Annotated in this window: 16 protein-coding genes; 13 read left to right on the top strand and 3 right to left on the bottom strand. The window is 57.8% G+C overall.

The annotated features are described in order from the left end of the window. The first annotated feature begins 15 nt into the window (after positions 1-15). A complete protein-coding gene (gene gudD / locus IEX01_RS11645; protein ID WP_024556421.1) occupies positions 16-1,353 on the top strand; it encodes a glucarate dehydratase in 1,338 nt (445 codons plus the stop codon). Between the two features lie 131 nt (positions 1,354-1,484). Here the strand turns inward: gudD and barA are convergent, their stop codons facing one another. Further along, positions 1,485-4,247 carry a two-component sensor histidine kinase BarA gene (barA, locus tag IEX01_RS11650; protein ID WP_188723883.1) on the bottom strand — a complete coding sequence of 921 codons (2,763 nt, stop codon included), beginning with the start codon at positions 4,245-4,247 and terminating at the stop codon, positions 1,485-1,487. Positions 4,248-4,304: 57 nt separating this feature from the next. Here barA and rlmD point away from each other — a divergent pair, with 57 nt between their 5' ends. From rlmD to queE, 7 genes are all read left to right on the top strand, one after another. Beyond that, complete coding sequence (gene rlmD / locus IEX01_RS11655; protein WP_024560153.1) at positions 4,305-5,603, top strand: 23S rRNA (uracil(1939)-C(5))-methyltransferase RlmD; 1,299 nt, start codon at positions 4,305-4,307, stop codon at positions 5,601-5,603. A 48-nt stretch (positions 5,604-5,651) separates the two neighbouring features. Then, a complete protein-coding gene (gene relA / locus IEX01_RS11660) occupies positions 5,652-7,880 on the top strand; it encodes a GTP diphosphokinase (protein WP_024556418.1) in 2,229 nt (742 codons plus the stop codon). Positions 7,881-8,023: 143 nt separating this feature from the next. After that, a complete protein-coding gene (mazG, locus tag IEX01_RS11665; protein WP_024556417.1) occupies positions 8,024-8,815 on the top strand; it encodes a nucleoside triphosphate pyrophosphohydrolase in 792 nt (263 codons plus the stop codon). A 225-nt stretch (positions 8,816-9,040) separates the two neighbouring features. Beyond that, on the top strand, positions 9,041-10,678 hold the full coding sequence (gene pyrG, locus IEX01_RS11670; RefSeq protein WP_024556416.1) for a glutamine hydrolyzing CTP synthase: 1,638 nt from the start codon (positions 9,041-9,043) through the stop codon (positions 10,676-10,678). An 82-nt stretch (positions 10,679-10,760) separates the two neighbouring features. Beyond that, the gene (eno, locus tag IEX01_RS11675) at positions 10,761-12,059 is read left to right on the top strand and encodes a phosphopyruvate hydratase (RefSeq protein WP_024556415.1); all 1,299 of its coding nucleotides are present in this window, start codon (positions 10,761-10,763) and stop codon (positions 12,057-12,059) included. Between the two features lie 159 nt (positions 12,060-12,218). Further along, entirely contained in the window at positions 12,219-13,241 is a 1,023-nt protein-coding gene (adhP, locus tag IEX01_RS11680) for an alcohol dehydrogenase AdhP (RefSeq protein ID WP_024560155.1), read from the top strand. 113 nt (positions 13,242-13,354) lie between these two features. Next, the gene (queE, locus tag IEX01_RS11685) at positions 13,355-14,026 is read left to right on the top strand and encodes a 7-carboxy-7-deazaguanine synthase QueE (protein WP_024560156.1); all 672 of its coding nucleotides are present in this window, start codon (positions 13,355-13,357) and stop codon (positions 14,024-14,026) included. 45 nt (positions 14,027-14,071) lie between these two features. On the opposite strand, the gene queD is transcribed toward queE, so the two are convergent. Next, on the bottom strand, positions 14,072-14,434 hold the full coding sequence (gene queD / locus IEX01_RS11690) for a 6-carboxytetrahydropterin synthase QueD (protein WP_188723884.1): 363 nt from the start codon (positions 14,432-14,434) through the stop codon (positions 14,072-14,074). A 303-nt stretch (positions 14,435-14,737) separates the two neighbouring features. Between queD and cysJ the strand changes: the two genes are divergently transcribed. From cysJ to IEX01_RS11705, 3 genes are all read left to right on the top strand, one after another. Further along, on the top strand, positions 14,738-16,537 hold the full coding sequence (gene cysJ / locus IEX01_RS11695) for an NADPH-dependent assimilatory sulfite reductase flavoprotein subunit (protein WP_024560157.1): 1,800 nt from the start codon (positions 14,738-14,740) through the stop codon (positions 16,535-16,537). Next, positions 16,537-18,249, top strand: a complete 1,713-nt coding sequence (gene cysI, locus IEX01_RS11700) for an assimilatory sulfite reductase (NADPH) hemoprotein subunit (RefSeq protein ID WP_188723885.1) — start codon at positions 16,537-16,539, stop codon at positions 18,247-18,249. The genes cysJ and cysI overlap by 1 nt, the downstream gene beginning before the upstream one ends. A gap of 95 nt (positions 18,250-18,344) precedes the next feature. Further along, on the top strand, positions 18,345-19,079 hold the full coding sequence (locus tag IEX01_RS11705; protein WP_024560158.1) for a phosphoadenylyl-sulfate reductase: 735 nt from the start codon (positions 18,345-18,347) through the stop codon (positions 19,077-19,079). Positions 19,080-19,110: 31 nt separating this feature from the next. Here IEX01_RS11705 and IEX01_RS11710 read toward each other — a convergent pair whose 3' ends face one another. Then, on the bottom strand, positions 19,111-20,151 hold the full coding sequence (locus tag IEX01_RS11710; protein ID WP_048887897.1) for an aminopeptidase: 1,041 nt from the start codon (positions 20,149-20,151) through the stop codon (positions 19,111-19,113). A 243-nt stretch (positions 20,152-20,394) separates the two neighbouring features. Between IEX01_RS11710 and cysG the strand changes: the two genes are divergently transcribed. Both cysG and cysD read left to right on the top strand, forming a co-directional pair. Next, positions 20,395-21,810, top strand: a complete 1,416-nt coding sequence (gene cysG, locus IEX01_RS11715; RefSeq protein WP_188723886.1) for a siroheme synthase CysG — start codon at positions 20,395-20,397, stop codon at positions 21,808-21,810. A 155-nt stretch (positions 21,811-21,965) separates the two neighbouring features. Continuing rightward, a complete protein-coding gene (cysD, locus tag IEX01_RS11720) occupies positions 21,966-22,874 on the top strand; it encodes a sulfate adenylyltransferase subunit CysD (RefSeq protein WP_024557187.1) in 909 nt (302 codons plus the stop codon). The last annotated feature ends 3 nt before the right edge of the window (positions 22,875-22,877 follow it).

Genomic DNA, 22,877 nt, shown 5'->3' on the forward strand with positions numbered 1-22,877 from the left:
AAAAGGATTGAGATCATGAGTACACAACAGACCCCCATTGTGACGTCCATGCAAGTGATCCCGGTTGCCGGGCACGACAGCATGCTGATGAATCTGAGCGGGGCGCACGCGCCTTTCTTCACCCGTAACATCGTCATTATTAAGGACAACGCGGGAAACACGGGCGTGGGCGAGATCCCGGGCGGCGAAAAAATCCGCCAGACGTTAGAAGATGCTGCGGCGCTTGTGACGGGCAAAACCCTCGGCGAATACAAAAATGTGCTGACGGCTGTTCGCAACCAGTTCGCTGACCGCGACGCGGGTGGACGCGGCCTGCAAACGTTCGACCTGCGCACCACCATTCACGTGGTGACCGGCATTGAAGCGGCGCTGCTCGATCTGCTCGGCAAACATCTTGGCGTTAATGTCGCAAGCCTGCTTGGCGACGGCCAGCAGCGCGATGAAGTCGAGATGCTCGGCTATCTTTTCTTTGTCGGCAATCGCAACCTCACTAACCTGCCTTACCAGAGCCAGCCGGATGAGCGCTGCGACTGGTACCGCATTCGCCACGAAGAGGCGATGACGCCGGACGCCGTGGTGCGCCTCGCCGAAGCGGCGTATGAAAAATATGGCTTCAACGACTTCAAACTCAAAGGCGGCGTGCTGGCGGGCGAAGAAGAGGCCGAGGCGATTACGGCGCTGGCGAAGCGCTTCCCGCAGGCGCGCGTGACGCTCGACCCGAACGGCGCCTGGTCGCTGGAAGAGGCTATCCGTATCGGCAAGCAGTTGAAGGGCGTGCTGGCTTATGCGGAAGATCCGTGCGGCGCCGAACAGGGTTACTCCGGTCGCGAAGTGATGGCGGAGTTCCGACGCGCCACCGGCCTGCCGACCGCCACTAACATGATAGCCACCGACTGGCGGCAGATGGGGCACACCCTGTCGCTGCAATCTGTCGATATTCCGCTGGCGGACCCCCATTTCTGGACCATGCAAGGCTCGGTGCGCGTGGCGCAAATGTGCCATGAGTTCGGCCTTACCTGGGGCTCGCATTCCAATAACCACTTTGATATTTCGCTCGCCATGTTCACCCATGTGGCCGCCGCCGCGCCGGGCGACATTACCGCCATCGACACCCACTGGATCTGGCAGGAAGGAAACCAGCGCCTGACCAAAGATCCGTTGCAGATCACGGGCGGCAAGGTGCAGGTGCCGAAGACACCGGGCCTTGGCGTTGAACTGGACATGGACCAGGTGATGAAAGCGCACGAGCTTTATCAAAAACATGGCCTTGGCGCGCGCGACGATGCGTTGGCGATGCAGTCGCTGATCCCGGGCTGGACATTCGATAACAAGCGCCCTTGCATGGTGCGTTAAGGTTTTTCAGCAGGTTCGAAGCGGCGCCCTCAGGCGCCGTTTCTTTTTTAAAACGTCGGGGTGGTTTTGAAAGCGTTCGCATGACTGAAGCTTTTTGTGCGCGTGCTGCCGCCTGAAGAGGAACTTAAACGCTAGCCGAGAATGCGCCGCGCCTCCCGCGCCACGTTATCCATCTCGTCCAGCAATTCCAGAAACTCAGGCTCCAGCGCTTGCGCCGCCACGCCGCTGCGCATCTGCTGCTCAATCAACAGGCAGAGATTCTTCAGACGCGGCACGCCGCTGTAGCCGCAGCTGCCGTGCAGCTTGTGAATAATCTCCAGCAGGCCTTCCGGGTTTTCTCCTACCAGCTGCTCTTTCACGGTGTTTCGCACCTGCGGCAAAAACTCGAGCAGCATGTTCAGCATGTCGCGCGCGAGGTCGGTTTTATTGGCTGCCTGGCGCAGCGCCAATGGCCAGTCAAGCGTCACGTCGTGGCGGACTTCAGGCGTGACGGGGGAAACCGGCGTGGAAAGCGCGCCAGGAACGAGGGGCATCCCCTGCTGATAACGTAAGAGCAGGGAATGCAGCTTCTCTTCTTCAATCGGCTTGGCGAGGTAATCGTTCATGCCGGCCGCGAGCAGTTTTTCTTTCTGCCCGGCCAGCGCATGCGCGGTCACCGCGATAACCGGCGTCTGCTGATGATGTGGAAGCAGACGGATAAGCTCGCAGGCGCGAATACCGTCCATCTCCGGCATCTGAATATCCATGAGGATAATGTCGAGCTGCTGTTGCTTCGCGCAGTCCACCGCCTGCTGGCCGCTTTCGCACAGCACCACGCTCTGCACCTGGTCTTCCAGCAGCGCGCCGATAAGCTTGAGGTTGGCCGGGTTGTCGTCCACCGCCATCACCTTCATCGGCAGCCTGCCGCGCGCGTCGGCAAGACGGTGGGGCGCTTGCTGCATCTGGCAATGTTCAATCAGCAGCGGCAGCAAGCGCGCCGAGGTAACGGGTTTGATCAGGCAAGCCGCCGCCCCCTCTTTCTTCAGCGCTTCGGCATCCACCTGCGCGTGGCAGGGCAGCGCCAGCAGCAGACAGTCGGTAAGCGTCGCCGCCTTCGCCAGCATGTCATGCTGCATGGAGAGCGGCTCACGCTGGTTTACCGGCACCGCCAGCAGCAACATGTCGTAATGCTCATCGGGTAGGGTGGCGAACGTGGCGCTGTAGATAACTTTCAGCGGCGTGGCGGCCAGCAGGTCGAGCGTGCTTTGCGCCGCCGCCGCGTTCGCTTCGACATAGGCGAGGCGTTTCCCCGCCAGGCTGTCGGTCGCGTGGCCATCGACCATGGCGTTCGGGTTCAGATCCAGACTGATATGGAACCAGAAGGTCGAGCCGCGGTTCGGTTGGCTGTGGAAGGAAATATCACCGCCCATTTCGTGAACCAGTTTCTGCGTAATGACCAGCCCAAGCCCGGTGCCGCCGTGGCGGCGCGAAATGCTGGCGTCCGCCTGGCGAAACGCCTGGAAGAGCCGCGACTGGTCGCGTTCCGGAATGCCGATGCCGGTATCGCGGATCTGCACTTCAACCTGCACTTTGTTGTTGCTGATAGAGCGTTTTTCCACAAAGAGATCGATATTGCCGCTTTCAGTAAACTTAATGGCGTTGCCCACGAGATTCGTGATGACCTGCTGAAAGCGCAGCGGGTCGCCTATTACGCTGTCCGGGACATCGTTTTTAATGTTCAGCGTCAGCTCAAGCCCTTTGTCGTGAGCCGAATGCGCCAGCAGCGTCACCACTTCGTCAAGCGTGGTGCGCAGCGGGAAGGGAATGCTCTCCAGCATCAGCTTGCCGGCTTCCAGCTTGGAGAAGTCCAGCACGTCGTTAATGATGGAAAGCAGGTTGTTCGCCGAGCGCTCAATGGTGGTTAAATGGTCGCGCTGGGTCGGAGTCAGCCCCGTTTTCAGCGTCAGGCGAGTAAAGCCGATGACGCCGTTAAGCGGCGTACGCAGCTCGTGAGACATGTTCGCCAGAAATTCCGATTTGATGCGCGCTGCCTCCTGGGCCCGCTTTTTGGCCAGATCCAGCTCAACGTTCTGGATCTCCATCTGCTCCAGCGTTTCCCGCAGGTCGGAGGTCGCCTGATCAATATTGTGCTGCATCTCTTCGTGATAGGCGGCAAGCGACATCGCCATTGAGTTGATGCCGTTTTTCAGCATATCCAGCTCGCCGAGCATAAAGCCTTCCACGCGGCTGTCGAGCTGGCCGCGGCGGATGCGGTCGACCGTGTTGACCATATTGCGGATAGGGCCGGTTACGTCGCGCATTAGCCGCCAGGCGAAGAGCAGGGCGCAGGCGATGCAGATCATTATCAACATCACCGAGATAAACATCTCTTTATACTGCTGCAAACGGACGGATTTGAGATCCAGCTCCAGCGCCACGTAGCCAAGCATATTGCCTTCCGGCTTGGCGTCGGTGACTTCTGATTCATCCGGCGAATAGCTTTCAGCGATTATCGGCGTGCGCAGGATCATCTGCTCGCCGTCGCGGGCGACGCTCATTCCCCGCGGCAGCGGCTTGCCCGACGGGAGCTGCAATTCATCAGGGCTCAGATGAAAGTTGGAGGTGACAAACAGCCGGTTCTGGTCGTCGTAAATAGAAATGGCGCGCACGATATCGGAGTGGCGACGGTGAAGGACGCTGATGAGCTGGCGGATAGACTCGCGATTTTGCTGGCTCATGCCATATTCGCTCGCCACCGCCAGCGGTTCGATAATGCTCGCGCCTGCGTCTTCCAGCTGGCGCTGGAGGTCATGGTAGCGGTGAACCACAAAGAAAATACTGAGCAGCAGGCCAATAAGAACGGTGGGGGCCAGTATGAGGATCATCATGCGTGCCCGCAGGCTGTAGTTGGTCATGGGGTTCCGTTATGGGACAATCAGCGTCAATATGGTTGATTGAGAAAAATCTCGGCGATGGCGCAATTCTACTCTGCAAAGCGACGCGTGACGACGCGTCAGATCATAACCGTTAACGTAACCGATCTCGATCCTTTCGGGCAGGGGGTGGCGCGTCACGAAGGCAAAGCGCTGTTCGTGCCGGGCCTGCTGCCGGGCGAAACGGGCGAAGTGACGCTGACGGAAGAAAAACGGCAGTTCGCCCGCGGCGCGGTGAAAAAACGGCTTTCCGACAGCCCGGAGCGGGTGCCTCCGCGCTGCCCGCATTTTGGCGTGTGCGGCGGCTGCCAGCAGCAGCACGCCAGCGTCAGCCTGCAACAGCAGAGCAAATCCCAGGCGTTAAGCCGCCTGATGAAGCGCGATGTGGACGAGGTGATAGCCGGGCCGGAGTGGGGTTATCGCCGCCGCGCCCGGCTGAGCCTTGCGTTTTCCCCTCGCGACCAGACGTTGCAGATGGGCTTTCGCAAAGCCAGTTCGAATGAGCTGGTGGATGTTCACCAGTGCCCCATTCTGGCGCCCCGCCTTGAGGCGTTGCTGGCGCCGCTGCGCGCCTGCCTGAGCGAACTGGAAACTATCCGCAACCCGGGACATGTCGAACTGGTGCTGGCGGATAACGGGCCGCTGCTGGTGCTTCGTCATCTCGCTCCGCTCAGCGCCGCAGACCGACAAAAACTGGAACGCTTTTCGCATTCCGAAGGCGTTGCGCTGTACCTTGCCGCCCAAAGCGATACCCTTGAACAGGTAAGCGGCGAAGCGCCCTGGTATACCTCGGACCAGCTACGCTTAAGCTTCAGCCCGCGCGATTTTATCCAGGTGAACGACGCGGTAAACCAGCAGATGGTGGCGCGCGCGCTGACGTGGCTTTCGGTTGAGCCCGGCGAGCGGGTGCTCGATCTTTTCTGCGGCATGGGCAATTTCACGCTGCCGCTGGCAAAACGGGCGCAGAGCGTGGTCGGCGTGGAAGGCGTAGCTGCGCTGGTGGCGAAAGGCGACTATAATGCCCGCCTTAACTCGCTGAAAAACGTCACTTTCTTTCACGAGAACCTGGAAGAGGACGTCACCCGTCAGCCCTGGGCGAAAGCGGGGTTTGACAAGGTGCTGCTCGACCCGGCGCGAGCGGGCGCGGCTGGTGTCATGCATCATATTGTGAAATTACTGCCCAAACGTGTGGTCTATGTATCCTGTAACCCCACCACGCTGGCGCGCGACAGCGACGCGCTGCTGGCGGCGGGTTACCAGATCAGACGGCTGGCAATGCTGGATATGTTCCCGCACACTGGCCACCTGGAATCGATGGTGCTGTTTGTTCGAGAGTAATGGCCGCTCGCCTGCGGGCGCGGCGGCTGGTCCCTTAAGGAGAGGACGATGGTTGCGGTAAGAAGTGCGCATCTCAATAAAGCTGGCGAATTTGACCATGAAAAATGGGTGGCGAGCCTTGGCATCGCCAGTCAGCAGTCTTGTGAACGCTTAACCGAGACCTGGCGTTATTGTGAACAGCAAACCAGCGGTCATCCGCAGGCGGAGGCGGTGCTGTGGCGCGGCGTTGAGATGGTCGAAATCCTCTCGATGCTCAGCATGGATATCGATACCCTGCGCGCCGCGCTGCTCTTCCCGCTGGTGGACAGCGGAGTCGTCAGCGAAGAGGTGCTGACGGAAAGCGTGGGCAAACCGGTCGTCACGCTGATTCATGGCGTGCGCGACATGGCGGCGATTCGCCAGTTGAAAGCCACGCATACCGACGCCGTCTCTTCCGAACAGGTCGATAACGTGCGTCGCATGCTGTTGGCGATGGTCGACGACTTCCGCTGCGTGGTCATTAAGCTTGCCGAACGTATTGCGCATCTGCGCGAGGTTAAAGACGCGCCGGAAGATGAACGCGTGCTGGCGGCGAAAGAGTGTACGAACATTTACGCGCCGCTCGCCAACCGCCTCGGCATCGGCCAGCTCAAATGGGAGCTGGAAGATTACTGCTTCCGCTATCTGCACCCGGCGGAGTACAAGCGCATCGCTAAGCTGCTGCACGAGCGGCGTATCGATCGCGAGCATTACATCGATGAGTTCGTCGCGCACCTGCGCAAGGCGATGAAAGAAGAGGGCGTGAAGGCGGAAGTCTACGGGCGCCCCAAACATATCTACAGTATCTGGCGCAAGATGCAGAAAAAGCATCTCGCCTTTGACGAGCTGTTTGACGTGCGCGCCGTGCGTATCGTCGCCGAGCGCTTGCAGGATTGCTACGCCGCGCTGGGGATAGTACATACGCATTATCGCCATTTACCCGATGAGTTCGACGACTATGTCGCCAACCCGAAGCCGAACGGCTACCAGTCTATTCACACCGTGGTGCTGGGCCCTGGCGGCAAAACGGTAGAGATTCAAATTCGCACCAAACAGATGCACGAGGACGCCGAGCTCGGCGTGGCGGCGCACTGGAAATATAAAGAGGGCGCCACCAGCGGCGGTCGCACTGGGCATGAAGACCGTATTGCCTGGCTGCGTAAGCTTATCGCCTGGCAGGAAGAGATGTCCGACTCCGGCGAAATGCTCGACGAACTGCGCAGCCAGGTCTTCGACGACCGGGTTTACGTCTTTACGCCCAAAGGCGATGTGGTGGATCTGCCTGCGGGCTCCACGCCGCTCGATTTCGCCTATCACATCCACAGCGATGTAGGGCACCGCTGCATCGGCGCGAAAATTGGCGGACGCATTGTGCCGTTTACCTACCAGCTGCAGATGGGCGACCAGATAGAAATCATCACCCAGAAACAGCCAAACCCGAGCCGCGACTGGTTAAACCCGAACCTTGGCTATGTCACCACCAGCCGCGGGCGCTCGAAGATCCACGCCTGGTTCCGTAAGCAGGACAGGGATAAAAACATTCTCGCCGGACGGCAGATTCTGGATGATGAACTGGCGCATCTGGGCATCAGCCTGAAAGAGGCGGAAAAACATCTGCTGCCGCGCTATAACTTCAATGAAATCGACGAGCTGCTGGCGGCGATTGGCGGCGGCGATATTCGCCTCAACCAGATGGTGAATTTCCTGCAGGCGCAGTTCAACAAGCCGAGTGCGGAAGAGCAGGATGCGGCGGCGCTGCGCCAGCTCACGCAGAAAAGCTATACGCCGCAGGGGCGCAGCAAAGACAACGGCCGCGTGGTGGTAGAGGGAGTCGGCAACCTGATGCACCATATCGCCCGTTGCTGCCAGCCGATTCCGGGCGACGATATTGTCGGCTTTATCACCCAGGGACGCGGCATCTCCATCCACCGCGCCGACTGCGACCAGCTGGCGGAACTGCAATCGCATGCGCCGGAGCGCATTGTCGACGCGGTATGGGGCGAGAGCTATTCCGCGGGCTACTCGTTGATTGTGCGCGTAACTGCCAACGACCGCAGCGGCCTGCTGCGCGATATCACCACGATCCTCGCCAACGAGAAGGTGAACGTGCTTGGCGTCACCAGCCGCAGCGACACGCGCCAGCAGCTCGCCACCATCGATATGGAAATTGAGATATACAACCTGCAGGTACTGGGCCGCGTGCTCGGCAAACTCAACCAGGTGCCGGATGTAATCGACGCCCGGCGGCTGCACGGTTAACCGCGACGGACAGGGGCGCTGTGGGCGCCCCTGCGCTTTCGTGGGAGGCCGCCTCCCTTGACATCCAAAGCCGCAGAGCGGACCTTACCTCTCTTTTCTCCTTCTCGCAGGAGAAGAAATCCCCGAATTTGCAAGGATTAACCATGAATCAGATCGACCGCCTGCTTGGCATTATGCAGCGCCTGCGCGACCCGCAAAACGGCTGCCCGTGGGACAAAGAACAGACTTTCGCCACTATTGCGCCCTATACGCTGGAAGAGACCTATGAAGTGCTGGACGCTATCGCGCGCGAGGATTTTGACGACCTGCGCGGCGAGCTGGGCGACCTGCTTTTCCAGGTTGTGTTTTACGCCCAGATGGCGCAGGAAGAGGGGCGCTTTAACTTTGACGATATTTGCCGCGCCATCAGCGACAAGCTGGAGCGTCGTCACCCGCATATTTTCGGCGAAGCGAATTTCAGCGACAGCGCACAAGTGCTGGCTAACTGGGAAAAGACCAAGAGCGCCGAACGCGCCGAAAAAGCGCAGCACTCCGCGCTGGACGATATCCCGGAGAGTCTGCCTGCGCTGATGCGCGCGCATAAAATTCAGAAACGCTGCTCGGCGGTGGGGTTTGACTGGACCTCTCTTGGCCCTGTTGTGGAAAAGGTGCATGAAGAAATCGATGAGGTGATGCATGAAGCGCAGCAGGCTGTCGTGGATGAGGCGAAGCTTGAGGAAGAGATTGGCGATTTGCTGTTCGCCACGGTGAATCTTTCTCGTCATCTGGGCAGCAAAGCGGAGATCGCGCTGCAAAAAGCGAACCGGAAATTTGAACGCCGTTTTCGCCAGGTTGAGTCAATCATCCACGCGCAGGGCGTGAAAATGGAGCACGCCACGCTCGAGCAAATGGAAGCGGCCTGGCAGGAAGTAAAACGCCAGGAAACTGATCGCTAAGGCTTTTTCTTATTAAGCGCTTGTTGTGGGAAAACTTAATTAACAAGCGCTTGATTTGCGTCAAAAACATTTCGCGCAAAGCCGCTATTTTCTCACGGCTTGAGATTGGCAAGACCTGGCGCTGAACGCACAGAATGAAAGTTTGTGAGCCCTGTCGTGTTCGGGTATACTACTTTCCCGTCCTGGTTATTCCATCGTCTTTAAACCTAACTTCTCAGGTTCAGCATGACAACGAACTATATTTTTGTGACCGGCGGGGTCGTTTCCTCTCTGGGTAAAGGCATTGCCGCAGCCTCCCTCGCAGCCATTCTCGAAGCCCGTGGCCTCAACGTAACTATCATGAAACTGGATCCGTACATTAACGTCGATCCGGGCACCATGAGCCCTATTCAACACGGGGAAGTGTTCGTTACTGAAGACGGCGCTGAAACCGACCTGGACCTGGGTCACTACGAGCGTTTCATCCGTACCAAGATGACCCGTCGCAACAACTTCACCACGGGTCGTATCTATTCTGACGTATTGCGTAAAGAACGCCGTGGCGATTATCTGGGCGCGACCGTACAGGTTATTCCGCACATCACCAACGCCATTAAAGAACGCATCATTGAAGGCGGCGAAGGCCACGATGTGGTGCTGGTTGAAATCGGCGGCACCGTGGGCGATATCGAATCCCTGCCGTTCCTCGAAGCGATTCGTCAGCTGGCGGTTGATATCGGTCGTGAACACGCGCTGTTTATGCACCTGACGCTGGTGCCTTACATGGCGGCGGCGGGCGAAGTCAAAACCAAGCCGACTCAACATTCCGTAAAAGAACTGCTCTCTATCGGCATTCAGCCGGACGTGCTGATTTGCCGCTCCGATCGCGCCGTGCCGGCGAACGAACGCGCCAAGATTGCGTTGTTCTGTAACGTACCGGAAAAAGCGGTTATTTCTCTGAAAGATGTCGATTCCATCTATAAAATTCCGGGCCTGTTGAAATCGCAGGGGCTCGACGATTATATTTGTAAACGATTCAGCCTCAGCTGCGCGGAAGCGAACCTGTCAGAATGGGAACAGGTGATTTATGAAGAAGCTAACCCGGCAGGCGAAGTGACGATTGGTATGGTCGGCAAGTACATTGAACTGCCGGACGCCTACAAATCCGTTATTGAAGCGCTGAAACACGGCGGGCTTAAGAACCGCGTGACCGTCAACATTAAGCTTATCGATTCGCAGGATGTGGAAACGCGCGGCGAAGAGGTGCTTAAGGGACTGGACGCTATCCTTATCCCTGGCGGCTTTGGCTATCGCGGCGTGGAAGGCAAAATCGCCACCGCGCGTTACGCTCGCGAGAACAATATTCCTTACCTCGGCATTTGCCTCGGTATGCAGGTTGCGCTGATTGAATATGCCCGTCACGTTGCGGGAATGGACAACGCCAACTCCACTGAATTTGTGCCAGACTGTAAGTATCCAGTCGTTGCGTTGATCACTGAGTGGCGCGACGAAAATGGCAACGTTGAGACGCGTACGGAAAAAAGCGATCTCGGTGGGACGATGCGCCTTGGCGCGCAGCAGTGTCAGCTCAGCGACGATAGCCTGGTGCGCCAGCTGTATGGCGAGCCGACCATTGTCGAGCGTCACCGCCACCGTTACGAAGTCAACAATATGTTGTTGAAACAAATTGAAGCAGCAGGTCTGCGAGTTGCGGGCCGTTCCGGCGATGATCAGTTGGTCGAGATCATCGAAGTGCCGAATCACCCGTGGTTTGTCGCTTGTCAGTTCCACCCGGAATTTACTTCCACCCCGCGCGATGGTCATCCGCTGTTCGCAGGCTTTGTGAAAGCCGCGAGCGATTACCAGAAGCGTCAGGCGAAGTAAGCAGAGTTAGAACGGCAACGCGCGAATTTTTCGCGCGTTGTTTGTCTGGAGTTTTAGTTTAACTTGTACTGAGGAAAACCTAATGTCCAAAATCGTTAAAGTCATCGGTCGTGAAATCATCGACTCCCGTGGTAACCCGACTGTTGAAGCCGAAGTTCACCTGGAAGGCGGTTTCGTAGGTATGGCCGCTGCACCGTCAGGTGCTTCTACGGGTTCCCGCGAAGCGCTGGAACTGCGCGATGGCGACAAATCCCGTTTCCTGGGTAAAGGCGTAACCAAAGCTGTTGCTGCGGTAAACGGCCCAATCGCTCAGGCTGTAGTAGGTAAAGACGCTAAAGACCAGGCTGCCATCGACAAAATCATGATCGACCTCGATGGTACTGAAAACAAATCCAACTTCGGTGCAAACGCCATTCTGGCTGTTTCTCTGGCTGCCGCTAAAGCTGCCGCTGCCGCTAAAGGCATGCCGCTGTACGAGCACATTGCTGAGCTGAACGGCACCCCGGGCAAATTCTCTATGCCGGTTCCGATGATGAACATCATCAACGGCGGCGAGCACGCTGACAACAACGTTGATATCCAGGAATTCATGATTCAGCCGGTTGGCGCGAAGACCGTTAAAGAAGCCATCCGTATGGGTTCTGAAGTCTTCCATCACCTGGCGAAAGTTCTGAAAGCCAAAGGCATGAACACCGCTGTTGGCGACGAAGGCGGCTACGCGCCGAACCTGGGTTCTAACGCTGAAGCGCTGGCGGTTATCGCTGAAGCGGTTAAAGCGGCTGGCTATGAGCTGGGCAAAGACATCACTCTGGCGATGGACTGCGCGGCTTCTGAATTCTACAAAGACGGTAAATACGTTCTGGCTGGCGAAGGCAACAAAGCTTTCACCTCTGAAGAATTCACCCACTTCCTGGAAGATCTGACCAAACAGTATCCGATCGTTTCTATCGAAGACGGTCTGGACGAGTCTGACTGGGACGGTTTTGCTTACCAGACCAAAGTGCTGGGCGACAAAATCCAGCTGGTTGGCGACGACCTGTTCGTAACCAACACCAAGATCCTGAAAGAAGGCATCGAGAAAGGCATTGCTAACTCCATCCTGATCAAATTCAACCAGATCGGTTCTCTGACCGAAACGCTGGCTGCTATCAAGATGGCGAAAGATGCAGGCTACACTGCCGTTATCTCTCACCGTTCTGGCGAAACCGAAGACGCGACCATTGCCGACCTGGCAGTAGGTACCGCTGCAGGCCAGATCAAAACCGGTTCCATGAGCCGTTCTGACCGCGTTGCTAAATACAACCAGCTGATTCGTATCGAAGAAGCGCTGGGTGAAAAAGCGCCGTACAACGGTCGTAAAGAGATCAAAGGCCAGGCGTAATGCTGACCCTGTAAAGTAATTGAAACCCGCTTCGGCGGGTTTTTTTATGGGCGCTTTTTGCGCTCATTTGTGCTTCCTCCATACTTAACGGCGAGATGTAACGCTTGATGCTTAAAAGCAATAAATAACAAAGTCCTGTCCATGCTATGAGGAGAGACTATGAAAGCCGCCGTTGTCAGCAAAGACCATTCGGTTGAAATCATCGATAAAACCCTGCGCCCGCTGGAACATGGCGAAGCCTTGCTCGCCATGGAGTGCTGCGGCGTTTGCCACACCGATCTGCATGTAAAAAATGGCGACTTTGGCGATGTCACTGGCAGGACGCTGGGGCATGAAGGTATTGGGGTCGTCAAAGCCATCGGCCCGGGCGTCACTTCGCTTAAGCCTGGCGATCGCGCGAGCGTCGCCTGGTTTTTTCAGGGATGCGGGCATTGCGAATATTGTGCCAGCGGCAATGAAACGCTCTGTCGTAATGTGAAAAACGCCGGCTACAGCGTGGATGGCGGTATGGCGGAAGAGTGCATCGTGGTGGCGGATTACGCGGTTAAAGTGCCGGATGGCCTGGATTCCGCCGCAGCCAGCAGCATCACCTGCGCAGGCGTCACGACTTACAAAGCGGTGAAAAGCTCGAATATCCGTCCCGGCCAGTGGATTGTGATTTACGGCCTTGGCGGGCTTGGCAACCTGGCGTTGCAATACGCTAAAAATGTGTTCAATGCGAAAGTCATCGCCGTGGATGTAAATGATATGCAGCTTGAGTTTGCTAAAGAGAGCGGCGCTGAGCTAACTATCAACTCCCGTAACGACGATGCGGCTAAAATTATTCAGGAAAAGACAGGTGGGGCGCACGCGGCAGTGGTAACGGCGGTGGCGAAAGCGGCGTTCAACTCCGCGGTGGATGCGGTTCGCGCCGGCGCGCGCATTGTGGCGGTAGGCTTGCCGTCGGAATCGATGAGCCTCAATATTCCTCGCCTGGTGCTGGATGGCATCGAGGTGGTCGGTTCGCTGGTGGGCACGCGTCAGGATCTGGCGGAGGCGTTCCAGTTCGCTGCCGAGGGTAAGGTGGTGCCGAATGTTACCCTGCGTCCTCTGGAAGATATCAACGCTATCTTCCATGAAATGGAAGAAGGGAAGATCAAAGGCCGAATGGTGATTGATTTCAAGCGTAAAACCGCGTTGTAAGCCAGCCTGAGCATCGCTACCGGCGCCTGTGTTCATCGCGCAGGCGCCGCAACACATGACCCCGACCGTAACTTCTGCGATAATTACGGTTTACACCATTTGCAGAGAGTATCATGCAGTACCCGATTAATGAGATGTTCCAGACCCTGCAGGGCGAGGGTTACTTTACCGGCGTTCCCGCCATTTTTATTCGATTGCAGGGATGCCCGGTTGGCTGTGCCTGGTGCGACACCAAACACACGTGGGATAAGCTCGCCGATCGGGAAGTGTCGCTTTACAGCGTGATCGCCAAAACCAAAGAGAGCGATAAATGGGGCGCAGCCAGCAGTGAAGATCTGCTGGCGGTCATTAGCCGCCAGGGGTATACCGCGCGCCATGTCGTTATCACTGGCGGCGAGCCGTGCATTCACGATCTGCTGCCGCTCACTCACCTGCTGGAGAAAAACGGCTTTAGCTGCCAGATTGAAACCAGCGGCACACATGAAGTGCGCTGTACGCCCACCACCTGGGTAACGGTGTCGCCAAAAGTGAATATGCGCGGCGGTTATGAGGTGCTGGACCAGGCGTTGCAGCGCGCCGATGAGGTGAAACACCCGGTGGGGCGCATGCGTGATATAGAAGCGCTGGATGAATTGCTGGCAAGGCTGCATGACGATAAGCAGCGCGTGATTGCGCTCCAGCCTATCAGCCAGAAAGAGGATGCCACCCGTTTGTGCATTGAAACCTGTATCGCCCGCAACTGGCGGCTTTCCATGCAAACGCATAAATACCTGAACATTGCATGAAAAAAGGGGCGTAAGCCCCTTTTTTATTTCTCGCTGACGCCGCGCTTATTCGCCGCGGTATACGCAGCCCGCCGTGCAGGTCTCTTTAATCATTACCGTGCTCAGCAACGGCATCTTCGGCTTCATCTGGTCCCAAATCCATTTCGCCAGCACTTCGCTGGTCGGATTCTCAAGCCCCGGAATATCGTTGAGATAATAGTGATCCAACTGGTCGTAAACCGGCTTGAAGGCCGCCTTCAGTTCGGCAAAATCGATGATCCAACCGGTATGCGGATCCACCTCGCCTGTTACTTCCAGGCGCACCATAAAGGAATGCCCATGCAGACGTCCGCATTTATGGCCTTCCGGTACGTGTGGCAGGCGGTGGGCGGCTTCGAACATGAAATCTTTAAACAGGGTGGTAGGCATAACGCAGTCTCAGTCTGGCAAAAAACCGCCGCATAGTACCGGAATTGACCGTTTTTAGCATTAACTAAAACCGTCGTTAACGATAAGCGGCAGGATGGCGTTTCGCTGGTGAAATTAATCCTTTGTAATCAAAAAGATGATTAACCACTTTTGCCGCTTAGTCTTAGTGATAAAAGCGGTTAGTGCTTTTGGTTATTTATTATTTCCATCCCTTCTTTAATTGTTACTATGCCGCCCGTTAACCTTACTTTCTCTTCTGTTTTTACAATAAAAAACAGCTTTGCTACTGGAACATAACGACGCATGACGACGCAGGCCCCACCAAGCGCTTTGCTCCCGCTGAGCCCGGAGCAGCTGGCTCGCCTTCAGACGGCGACCCACGATTTAACGCCCACCCAGCTCGCCTGGCTTTCAGGCTATTTCTGGGGGATCTCCAACCAGCCGGGTGCCGCGGCGCAAGCTGCCGCCCCTGTCGCCGAAGCGCCAGCCATTACGCTTATCTCGGCTTCTCAGACCGGCAATGCGCGCCGGGTGGCGGAGGCGCTGCGCGACGATCTGCTCGCGGCGAAGCTGAACGTTAAGCTGGTTAACGCCGGTGACTATAAGTTTAAGCAAATCGCTTCTGAAAAGCTGTTGGTGATCGTCACCTCTACCCAGGGGGAAGGGGAGCCGCCGGAAGAGGCCGTCGCGCTGCACAAATTCCTGTTCTCGAAAAAGGCGCCGAAACTCAATGGCGCCGCTTTCGCCGTTTTTGGTCTGGGCGATACCTCTTATGAGTTCTTCAGCCAGGCGGGGAAAGATTTCGACAGCAAGCTGGCGGAGCTGGGCGCTGAGCGTCTGCTCGACCGCGTGGATGCGGATGTGGAATACCAGGCGGCTGCGCAAGAGTGGCGCGCGCGCGTGGTAGAAGTGCTGAAAGCCCGCGCGCCGGCTGCGCCTGCGCAGGCAAGCATTGCCGCCCAGGGCGCTGTCAACCTGGTAGACTCCACGCCTTACACCAAAGAAGCGCCGCTGACGGCGACGCTTGCCGTTAACCAGAAAATCACCGGCCGCGACTCCGGGAAAGACGTTCGTCATCTGGAGATCGATCTGGGCGATTCCGGCTTGCGCTATCAGCCGGGCGACGCGCTGGGCGTCTGGTATCAGAACGACCCGGCTCTGGTGCAGGAGCTGGTGGAGTTGCTGTGGCTGAAAGGCGATGAGCCTGTTGAGGTGGAAGGGAAAACCCTGCCGCTTAGCGAAGCCCTGCAGTGGCACTTTGAGCTGACCGTGAATACCGCCAACATCGTGGAAAACTATGCGACGTTGACCCGCAACGAACAATTGCTGGCGCTGGTGGGCGATAAAGCGAAGCTTCAGCACTATGCCGCTACGGTGCCGATTGTGGATATGGTGCGTTTCGCGCCTGCGCAGCTGGACGCCGATAAACTTCTCGGCCTGCTGCGTCCGCTGACGCCGCGTCTTTACTCCATCGCCTCTTCACAGGCGGAAGTGGAGAGCGAAGTGCACATCACCGTGGGCGTGGTGCGCTACGATATCGAAGGCCGTCCGCGCGCGGGTGGGGCGTCAAGCTTCCTCGCGGACCGTCTGGAGGAAGATGGCGAAGTGCGCGTATTTATCGAGCATAACGACAACTTCCGTCTGCCAGCCAACCCGGATACGCCAGTGATTATGATTGGCCCCGGCACCGGCATCGCGCCGTTCCGCGCCTTTATGCAGCAGCGTGCGGCAGATGGCGCGCAGGGCAAAAACTGGCTCTTCTTCGGCAACCCGCACTTTACTGAAGATTTCCTCTACCAGGTGGAGTGGCAGCGCTACGTTAAAGAGGGCGTGCTGAGCCGCATCGATCTTGCCTGGTCGCGGGATCAAAAAGAAAAAATTTACGTACAAGATAAACTGCGCCAGCAGGGCGCGGAGCTGTGGCGCTGGATTAACGACGGCGCGCACATTTATGTCTGCGGCGACGCGACTCGCATGGCGCGAGATGTCGACCAGGCTTTACTGGAAGTGATTGCCGAACACGGCGCGATGGACGCCGAGGCGGCAGACGAATATTTAAGTGAGCTGCGCGTAGAGCGCCGTTACCAGCGAGACGTCTATTAATGAGCGAAAAACACCCAGGGCCTCTGGTGGTCGAAGGAAAACTTACCGACGCGGAACGCATGAAACGCGAAAGTAACTTCCTGCGCGGCACCATCGCCGAAGATTTAAATGACGGCCTGACCGGCGGCTTTAATGGCGACAACTTCCTGCTGATCCGTTTTCACGGCATGTATCAGCAGGATGACCGCGATATCCGCGCCGAGCGCGCCGAGCAGAAGCTTGAGCCGCGCCACGCGATGATGCTGCGCTGCCGTCTGCCAGGCGGGATCATGACCCCGAAGCAGTGGCTGGCGATTGATAAGTTCGCGGGCGAAAACACTATCTACGGCAGCATTCGCCTGACCAACCGTCAGACGTTCCAGTATCACGGTCTGCTGAAGAAAAACGTCAAGCCGGCGCACCAGATGCTGCACTCTGTCGGGCTGGACGCGCTGGCGACCGCCAACGACATGAACCGCAACGTGCTCTGCACCTCTAACCCGGTGGAATCGCAACTGCACGCCGAAGCGTATGAGTGGGCGAAAAAGCTCTCTGAGCATCTGCTGCCGCGCACCCGCGCTTATGCGGAAATCTGGCTCGACCAGGAGAAAGTGGCGACCACCGATGAAGAGCCGATTCTCGGGCTGACGTACCTGCCGCGTAAGTTCAAAACCACGGTCGTGGTGCCGCCGCAGAACGATGTCGACCTGCACGCTAATGACATGAACTTCGTGGCGATTGCCGAAAACGGCAAGCTGGTGGGCTTCAACCTGCTGGTGGGCGGCGGGCTGTCTATCGAACACGGCAATAAGAAAACCTACGCGCGCACCGCGACGGAGTTTGGCTACATTCCGCTGGAGCATACCCTTGCCGTGGCGGAAGCGGTGGTGACGACCCAGCGCGACTGGGGCAACCGTACCGACCGTAAAAACGCTAAAACCAAATATACGCTGGAGCGTGTCGGGCCGGACGTGTTCAAAGCGGAAGTGGAGCGTCGCGCGGGCATTAAGTTTGAGCCGATCCGTCCTTACGAATTTACCGGTCGCGGCGACCGCATCGGCTGGGTAAAAGGCATCGATAATAAATGGCATCTGACGCTGTTTATTGAAAACGGCCGTATCCTGGACTTCCCGGGCCGTCCGCTGAAAACCGGCCTGCTGGAAATTGCGAAGATCCACAAAGGCGATTTCCGCCTCACCGCCAACCAGAACCTTATCGTGGCGGGCGTGCCGGAAAGCGATAAGGAGAAGATTGAACAACTGGCGCGGGCGCACGGCCTGATGGACGCCGTTACGCCGCAGCGTGAAAACTCCATGGCTTGCGTGTCGTTCCCGACCTGCCCGCTGGCGATGGCGGAAGCCGAGCGTTTCCTGCCAACGTTTATCGATAAAGTGGACGCCCTGATGGCGAAGCACGGCGTGGCGGATGAGCATATCGTCCTGCGCGTTACCGGCTGCCCGAACGGCTGTGGCCGCGCGATGCTGGCGGAGCTGGGTCTCGTGGGTAAAGCGCCGGGGCGCTATAACCTGCATCTTGGCGGCAACCGTATCGGCACGCGTATTCCGCGGATGTATCGCGAGAACATCACCGAGCCGGAGATCCTGGAAACGATAGATGAGCTGGTGGGCCGCTGGGCGAAAGAGCGCGAAGCGGGCGAAGGCTTCGGCGACTTCACCGTGCGCACCGGGATAATCCGTCCGGTTCTCGATCCGGCGCGGGATTTCTGGGAATAAGCAGGCCTGGCGGGTGGCGCTGCGCTTACCCGCCTCACGGGGTGAAGCGATACGCTTCACCCGGCTGAAAGCGAACTCAAACAAGCGAGGTCAACATGTCTCAACTCGATCTGCACGCGCTTAATGGTCAGACGAAAGAAGAACGCGCGGCGGCGCTCGCCGAAACCAACGCCCGGCTTGAAACGCTGAGCGCCGAAGAGCGGGTGCGCTGGGCGCTGGAGCATTTGCCCGGCGAGTTTGTGCTCTCTTCAAGCTTCGGCATCCAGGCGGCGGTCTGCCTGCATCTGGTCACGCGCGAGCGCCCGGATATTCCCGTCATCCTCACCGATACGGGCTATCTTTTTCCAGAAACGTACCGCTTTATTGATGAGCTGACGGAAAAGCTCAACCTGAACCTGAAAATCTACCGCGCCGAGCAAAGCCCGGCCTGGCAGGAAGCGCGCTACGGCAAGCTGTGGGAACAGGGCGTGGAAGGGATTGAGAAGTACAACGAGATCAATAAAGTCGAGCCGATGAACCGCGCGCTCAACGCGCTTAACGCGCAAACCTGGTTCGCAGGCCTGCGCCGCGAGCAGTCCGGCAGCCGCGCCAGCCTGCCGGTATTAGGCGTTCAGCGCGGCGTATTTAAAATCCTGCCGATTATCGACTGGGACAACCGCACCGTTTATCAGTACCTGCAAAAGCATGGGCTGAAATATCACCCGCTGTGGGACGAGGGTTATCTTTCCGTCGGCGACACCCACACCACCCGCAAATGGGAGCCGGGCATGGCGGAAGAAGAAACCCGCTTCTTCGGCCTCAAGCGCGAATGTGGATTGCACGAAGGTTAAAAGAGAAAACGCGACGAAATGTCGCGTTTTTTTATTTCCCCGCCTTTGCCAGCTCTTTCACCAATGGCAGCATGACGCGCATTACATCACGGCTGCGTTTTTCAATGCGGCCCGGCAGTGCTTCATCAAGGTATTGCTGGTTATCGAGGCGCACGTTATGCCAGCTGTTGCCATCCGGAAACGCTTTGCTTTTCGCGCGCTGCTGGTAGCCATCTTTTTTGCCCAACGACCAGTTTGTCGCTTCAACCGAAAGCACCGGAATACCCGCTTTATCAAACACCTCAGCGTCGTTGCAGCAGCCCGTACCCTGCGGGTAGCGCGGGTTCAGGCCAGGGTTGGTGGCGGCGGGAATGCCATGCTGATGCGCGATAGCCAGCGCACGGTCGCGGGTGAGCTTACGCACGGCGGCGGGGGTGCTCTGACCGCTGTTGAAATAAAGCCGGTCGCCCACGACCAGATTGTCCAGGTTAATCACCAGCAACGTATTTTTCTTCTCTTTTTCGCTCATGCGCTTGAGGACATTTTCCGCGCCAAGCTTGCCCTCTTCTTCACCGCTGGTGGCGATAAAGCGAATGCCGTAGCGCGTGGGCACCGCTTTCAGGCGCTGCGCGAGTTCCAGCAGCACGCCGAGCCCTGCGGCATTGTCATCCACGCCCTGCAGGGTCAGCCCGCCCAGATTGTTATCGACATCGTTATCGCTTTGCGGCGCGTAAGTGTCGAGGTGCGCCATGATGATTATCTGCTGCGGCTCTTTTCCTTCATGCGCGGCGATGACTGTGCTGCCGGTGACGTTATGCCAGTTGGCGTGTTTATTCTCGGTGGTATAGACGTAACGGCTGTGAAAAGCGCGAATATCGCTCTGGTAGCCCCACTGCGCGAACTGCTGGCGCAGGTAATCCGCCGAGAGCATTTCAGCAGGCGAGCCGGTCATCCGGCCGGGAAAATAAGTGGCGATATAGCGAGTCTGTTGATTGGCGGTCTCCCCCAGCACAGGGGCGCGCGCCGCGGCAGGCAGAGTAAAGCATACGCTCAGCGCCAGGCTCAGGGTTAAGCGGCGCACTGCGGAAAGCATAGATAATCCTTAATCGAAAAAGAGCGGAAAAATTTTTCCGCTTAGTATGAAACTGTGACCGGGCTTACACAATTTCATTTCATCCCAAACGCCCGAAAAACCACGTCTTAAGCACTTTTTGGTATTTGCTTTGCCAGCGACTTATTCCTTTGTGGAACTACTCATGCCAATTCGTAATTTCATTCGTTATCAAGCGCCCCCTATAGTCCCCCGTAGTCCCTGTTACTTGCGAGCTTTGCCGTTGTGGATTATCTCCCCCTGTTTGCCGCGTTAAAAAATCGCCCCGTGCTGGTTGTCGGCGGCGGTGAGGTAGCGGCGCGTAAAATCGCTTTGTTGACTCGCGCGGGCGCGCAGGTGCGGGTGGTGGCGCGAGCGCTGCACCCGGAACTGGCGGCGCTCGCTGAAGCGAAAGCTATCGACTGGTTCGCGCAGGCGTTTGACGAAGCGCAGCTGGATACGGTTTTTCTGGTCATTGCCGCCACGAACGACAGCGAACTGAACCGCCGGGTTTTTGACGCGGCGAATGCCCGCCAGCGGCTGGTCAACGTGGTGGACGATCAGCCGCTCTGCTCGTTTATCTTTCCCTCTATTGTCGACCGCTCGCCGCTGGTGGTGGCTATCTCCTCCGGCGGCAACGCGCCGGTGCTGGCCCGCTTGTTGCGGGAGAAGATTGAGGCGCTGCTGCCCGCGAATCTCGGTCGCATGGCGGAAGTGGCGGGAAGCTGGCGCGAGAAGATTAAAGCGCGGTTGACCACCACCGATGCGCGTCGTCGCTTCTGGGAAGGTGCTTTCCGCGGCCGTTTCGCAAGCCAGATGGCGGCGGGCAATGAGCAGGCGGCGCAGGAGACCCTGGCGCAGACGCTGGCGGAGCCTGAGAGCGAGCAGGGCGAAATTATTCTCGTCGGCGCCGGGCCGGGCGACGCGGGGCTGCTGACGCTTCGCGGATTGCAGGTCATGCAGCAGGCGGATGTGGTGCTGTATGACCACCTGGTCAGCGACGGGGTGCTCGATCTTGTGCGCCGCGATGCCGAGCGTATCTGCGTAGGCAAACGCGCGGGCTCGCATGCCGTCGCGCAGCACGAAACCAACCAAATGCTTATCGATTTCGCGCGGGAAGGGAAAACCGTGGTGCGCCTGAAGGGCGGCGACCCGTTTATCTTCGGGCGCGGCGGCGAGGAGCTTCAGGCGGCGAAGGCCGCGGGGGTGCCTTTTCAGGTGGTGCCTGGCGTCACGGCGGCTTCAGGTGCGACGGCCTATGCCGGCATCCCGCTGACGCACCGTGATTATGCCCAGAGCGCGGTCTTCGTCACCGGACATTATAAGCCCGATAGCGCGCCGTTCGACTGGGCCTTGCTGGCGAAAAGCCGCCAGACGCTCGCCATCTATATGGGCACCATGAAAGCCGCTGAGATAAGCGAACAACTTATTCAACACGGCCGCGACGCCGATACGCCGGTGGCGGTTATCAGCCGCGGCACGCGGGAAGATCAGCAGGTCTTCACCGGCACGCTACAACAACTCGATGCGCTTGCGAAACAGGCGCCGATGCCAGCTCTGCTGGTGATTGGGGAAGTGGTGACGCTTCACCCGCAACTGGCCTGGTATCAACAATCCAACCCGGCGGAAGAGTTCCGCTCTTCCGTGGTTAATTTGGCTTAGTCCTGGCGCAACAGGCTAGTTTATTTGCCCTTTTTGTTCCGGGCTGTGCTCGCCATCCTCACGTACTTGTGTACGCTGCGGTTGCTGCGCGCAGGCCGTAACAAAACTGGCTGCAACAATAACGCCTGCTGCACCAGGCCTTATAAGGAAAGGTTATGGACCAAAAACGACTCACTCACCTGCGGCAACTGGAGGCGGAAAGCATCCATATCATTCGTGAAGTGGCTGCAGAATTTTCTAACCCGGTGATGATGTATTCCATCGGTAAAGATTCCAGCGTAATGCTGCACCTGGCGCGTAAAGCTTTTTATCCGGGCACGCTGCCGTTCCCGTTGCTGCACGTCGATACCGGCTGGAAATTCCGTGAGATGTACGAGTTCCGCGACCGTACCGCCAAAGCCTACGGCTGTGAACTGCTGGTGCATAAAAACCCGGAAGGGGTGGCGATGGGCATCAACCCGTTCGTGCACGGCAGCGCCAAACACACCGATATCATGAAAACCGAAGGGTTGAAGCAGGCGCTTAACAAATATGGTTTTGACGCCGCCTTCGGCGGAGCGCGCCGCGACGAGGAAAAATCTCGCGCTAAAGAGCGTATCTACTCCTTCCGCGACCGCTTCCACCGCTGGGACCCGAAAAACCAGCGCCCGGAGCTGTGGCATAACTATAACGGCCAGATCAACAAAGGCGAGAGCATTCGCGTCTTCCCGCTTTCCAACTGGACCGAGCTGGACATCTGGCAGTACATCTATCTGGAAAATATCGAAATCGTTCCGCTTTACCTGGCGGCAGAGCGCCCGGTGCTGGAGCGCGACGGCATGCTGATGATGATCGACGACGATCGCATCGACCTGCAGCCGGGCGAAGAGATCAAGCAGCGGATGGTGCGTTTCCGCACGCTGGGCTGCTGGCCGCTGACCGGCGCGGTGGAATCCGGCGCGCAGACGCTACCGGAAATCATTGAAGAGATGCTGGTATCGACCACCAGCGAACGACAGGGTCGCGTGATTGACCGCGACCAGGCAGGCTCGATGGAGCTGAAAAAACGCCAGGGTTATTTCTAAGGA

It is taken from the genome of Franconibacter daqui, assembly GCF_014644275.1.
Lineage (GTDB): Bacteria > Pseudomonadota > Gammaproteobacteria > Enterobacterales > Enterobacteriaceae > Franconibacter > Franconibacter pulveris.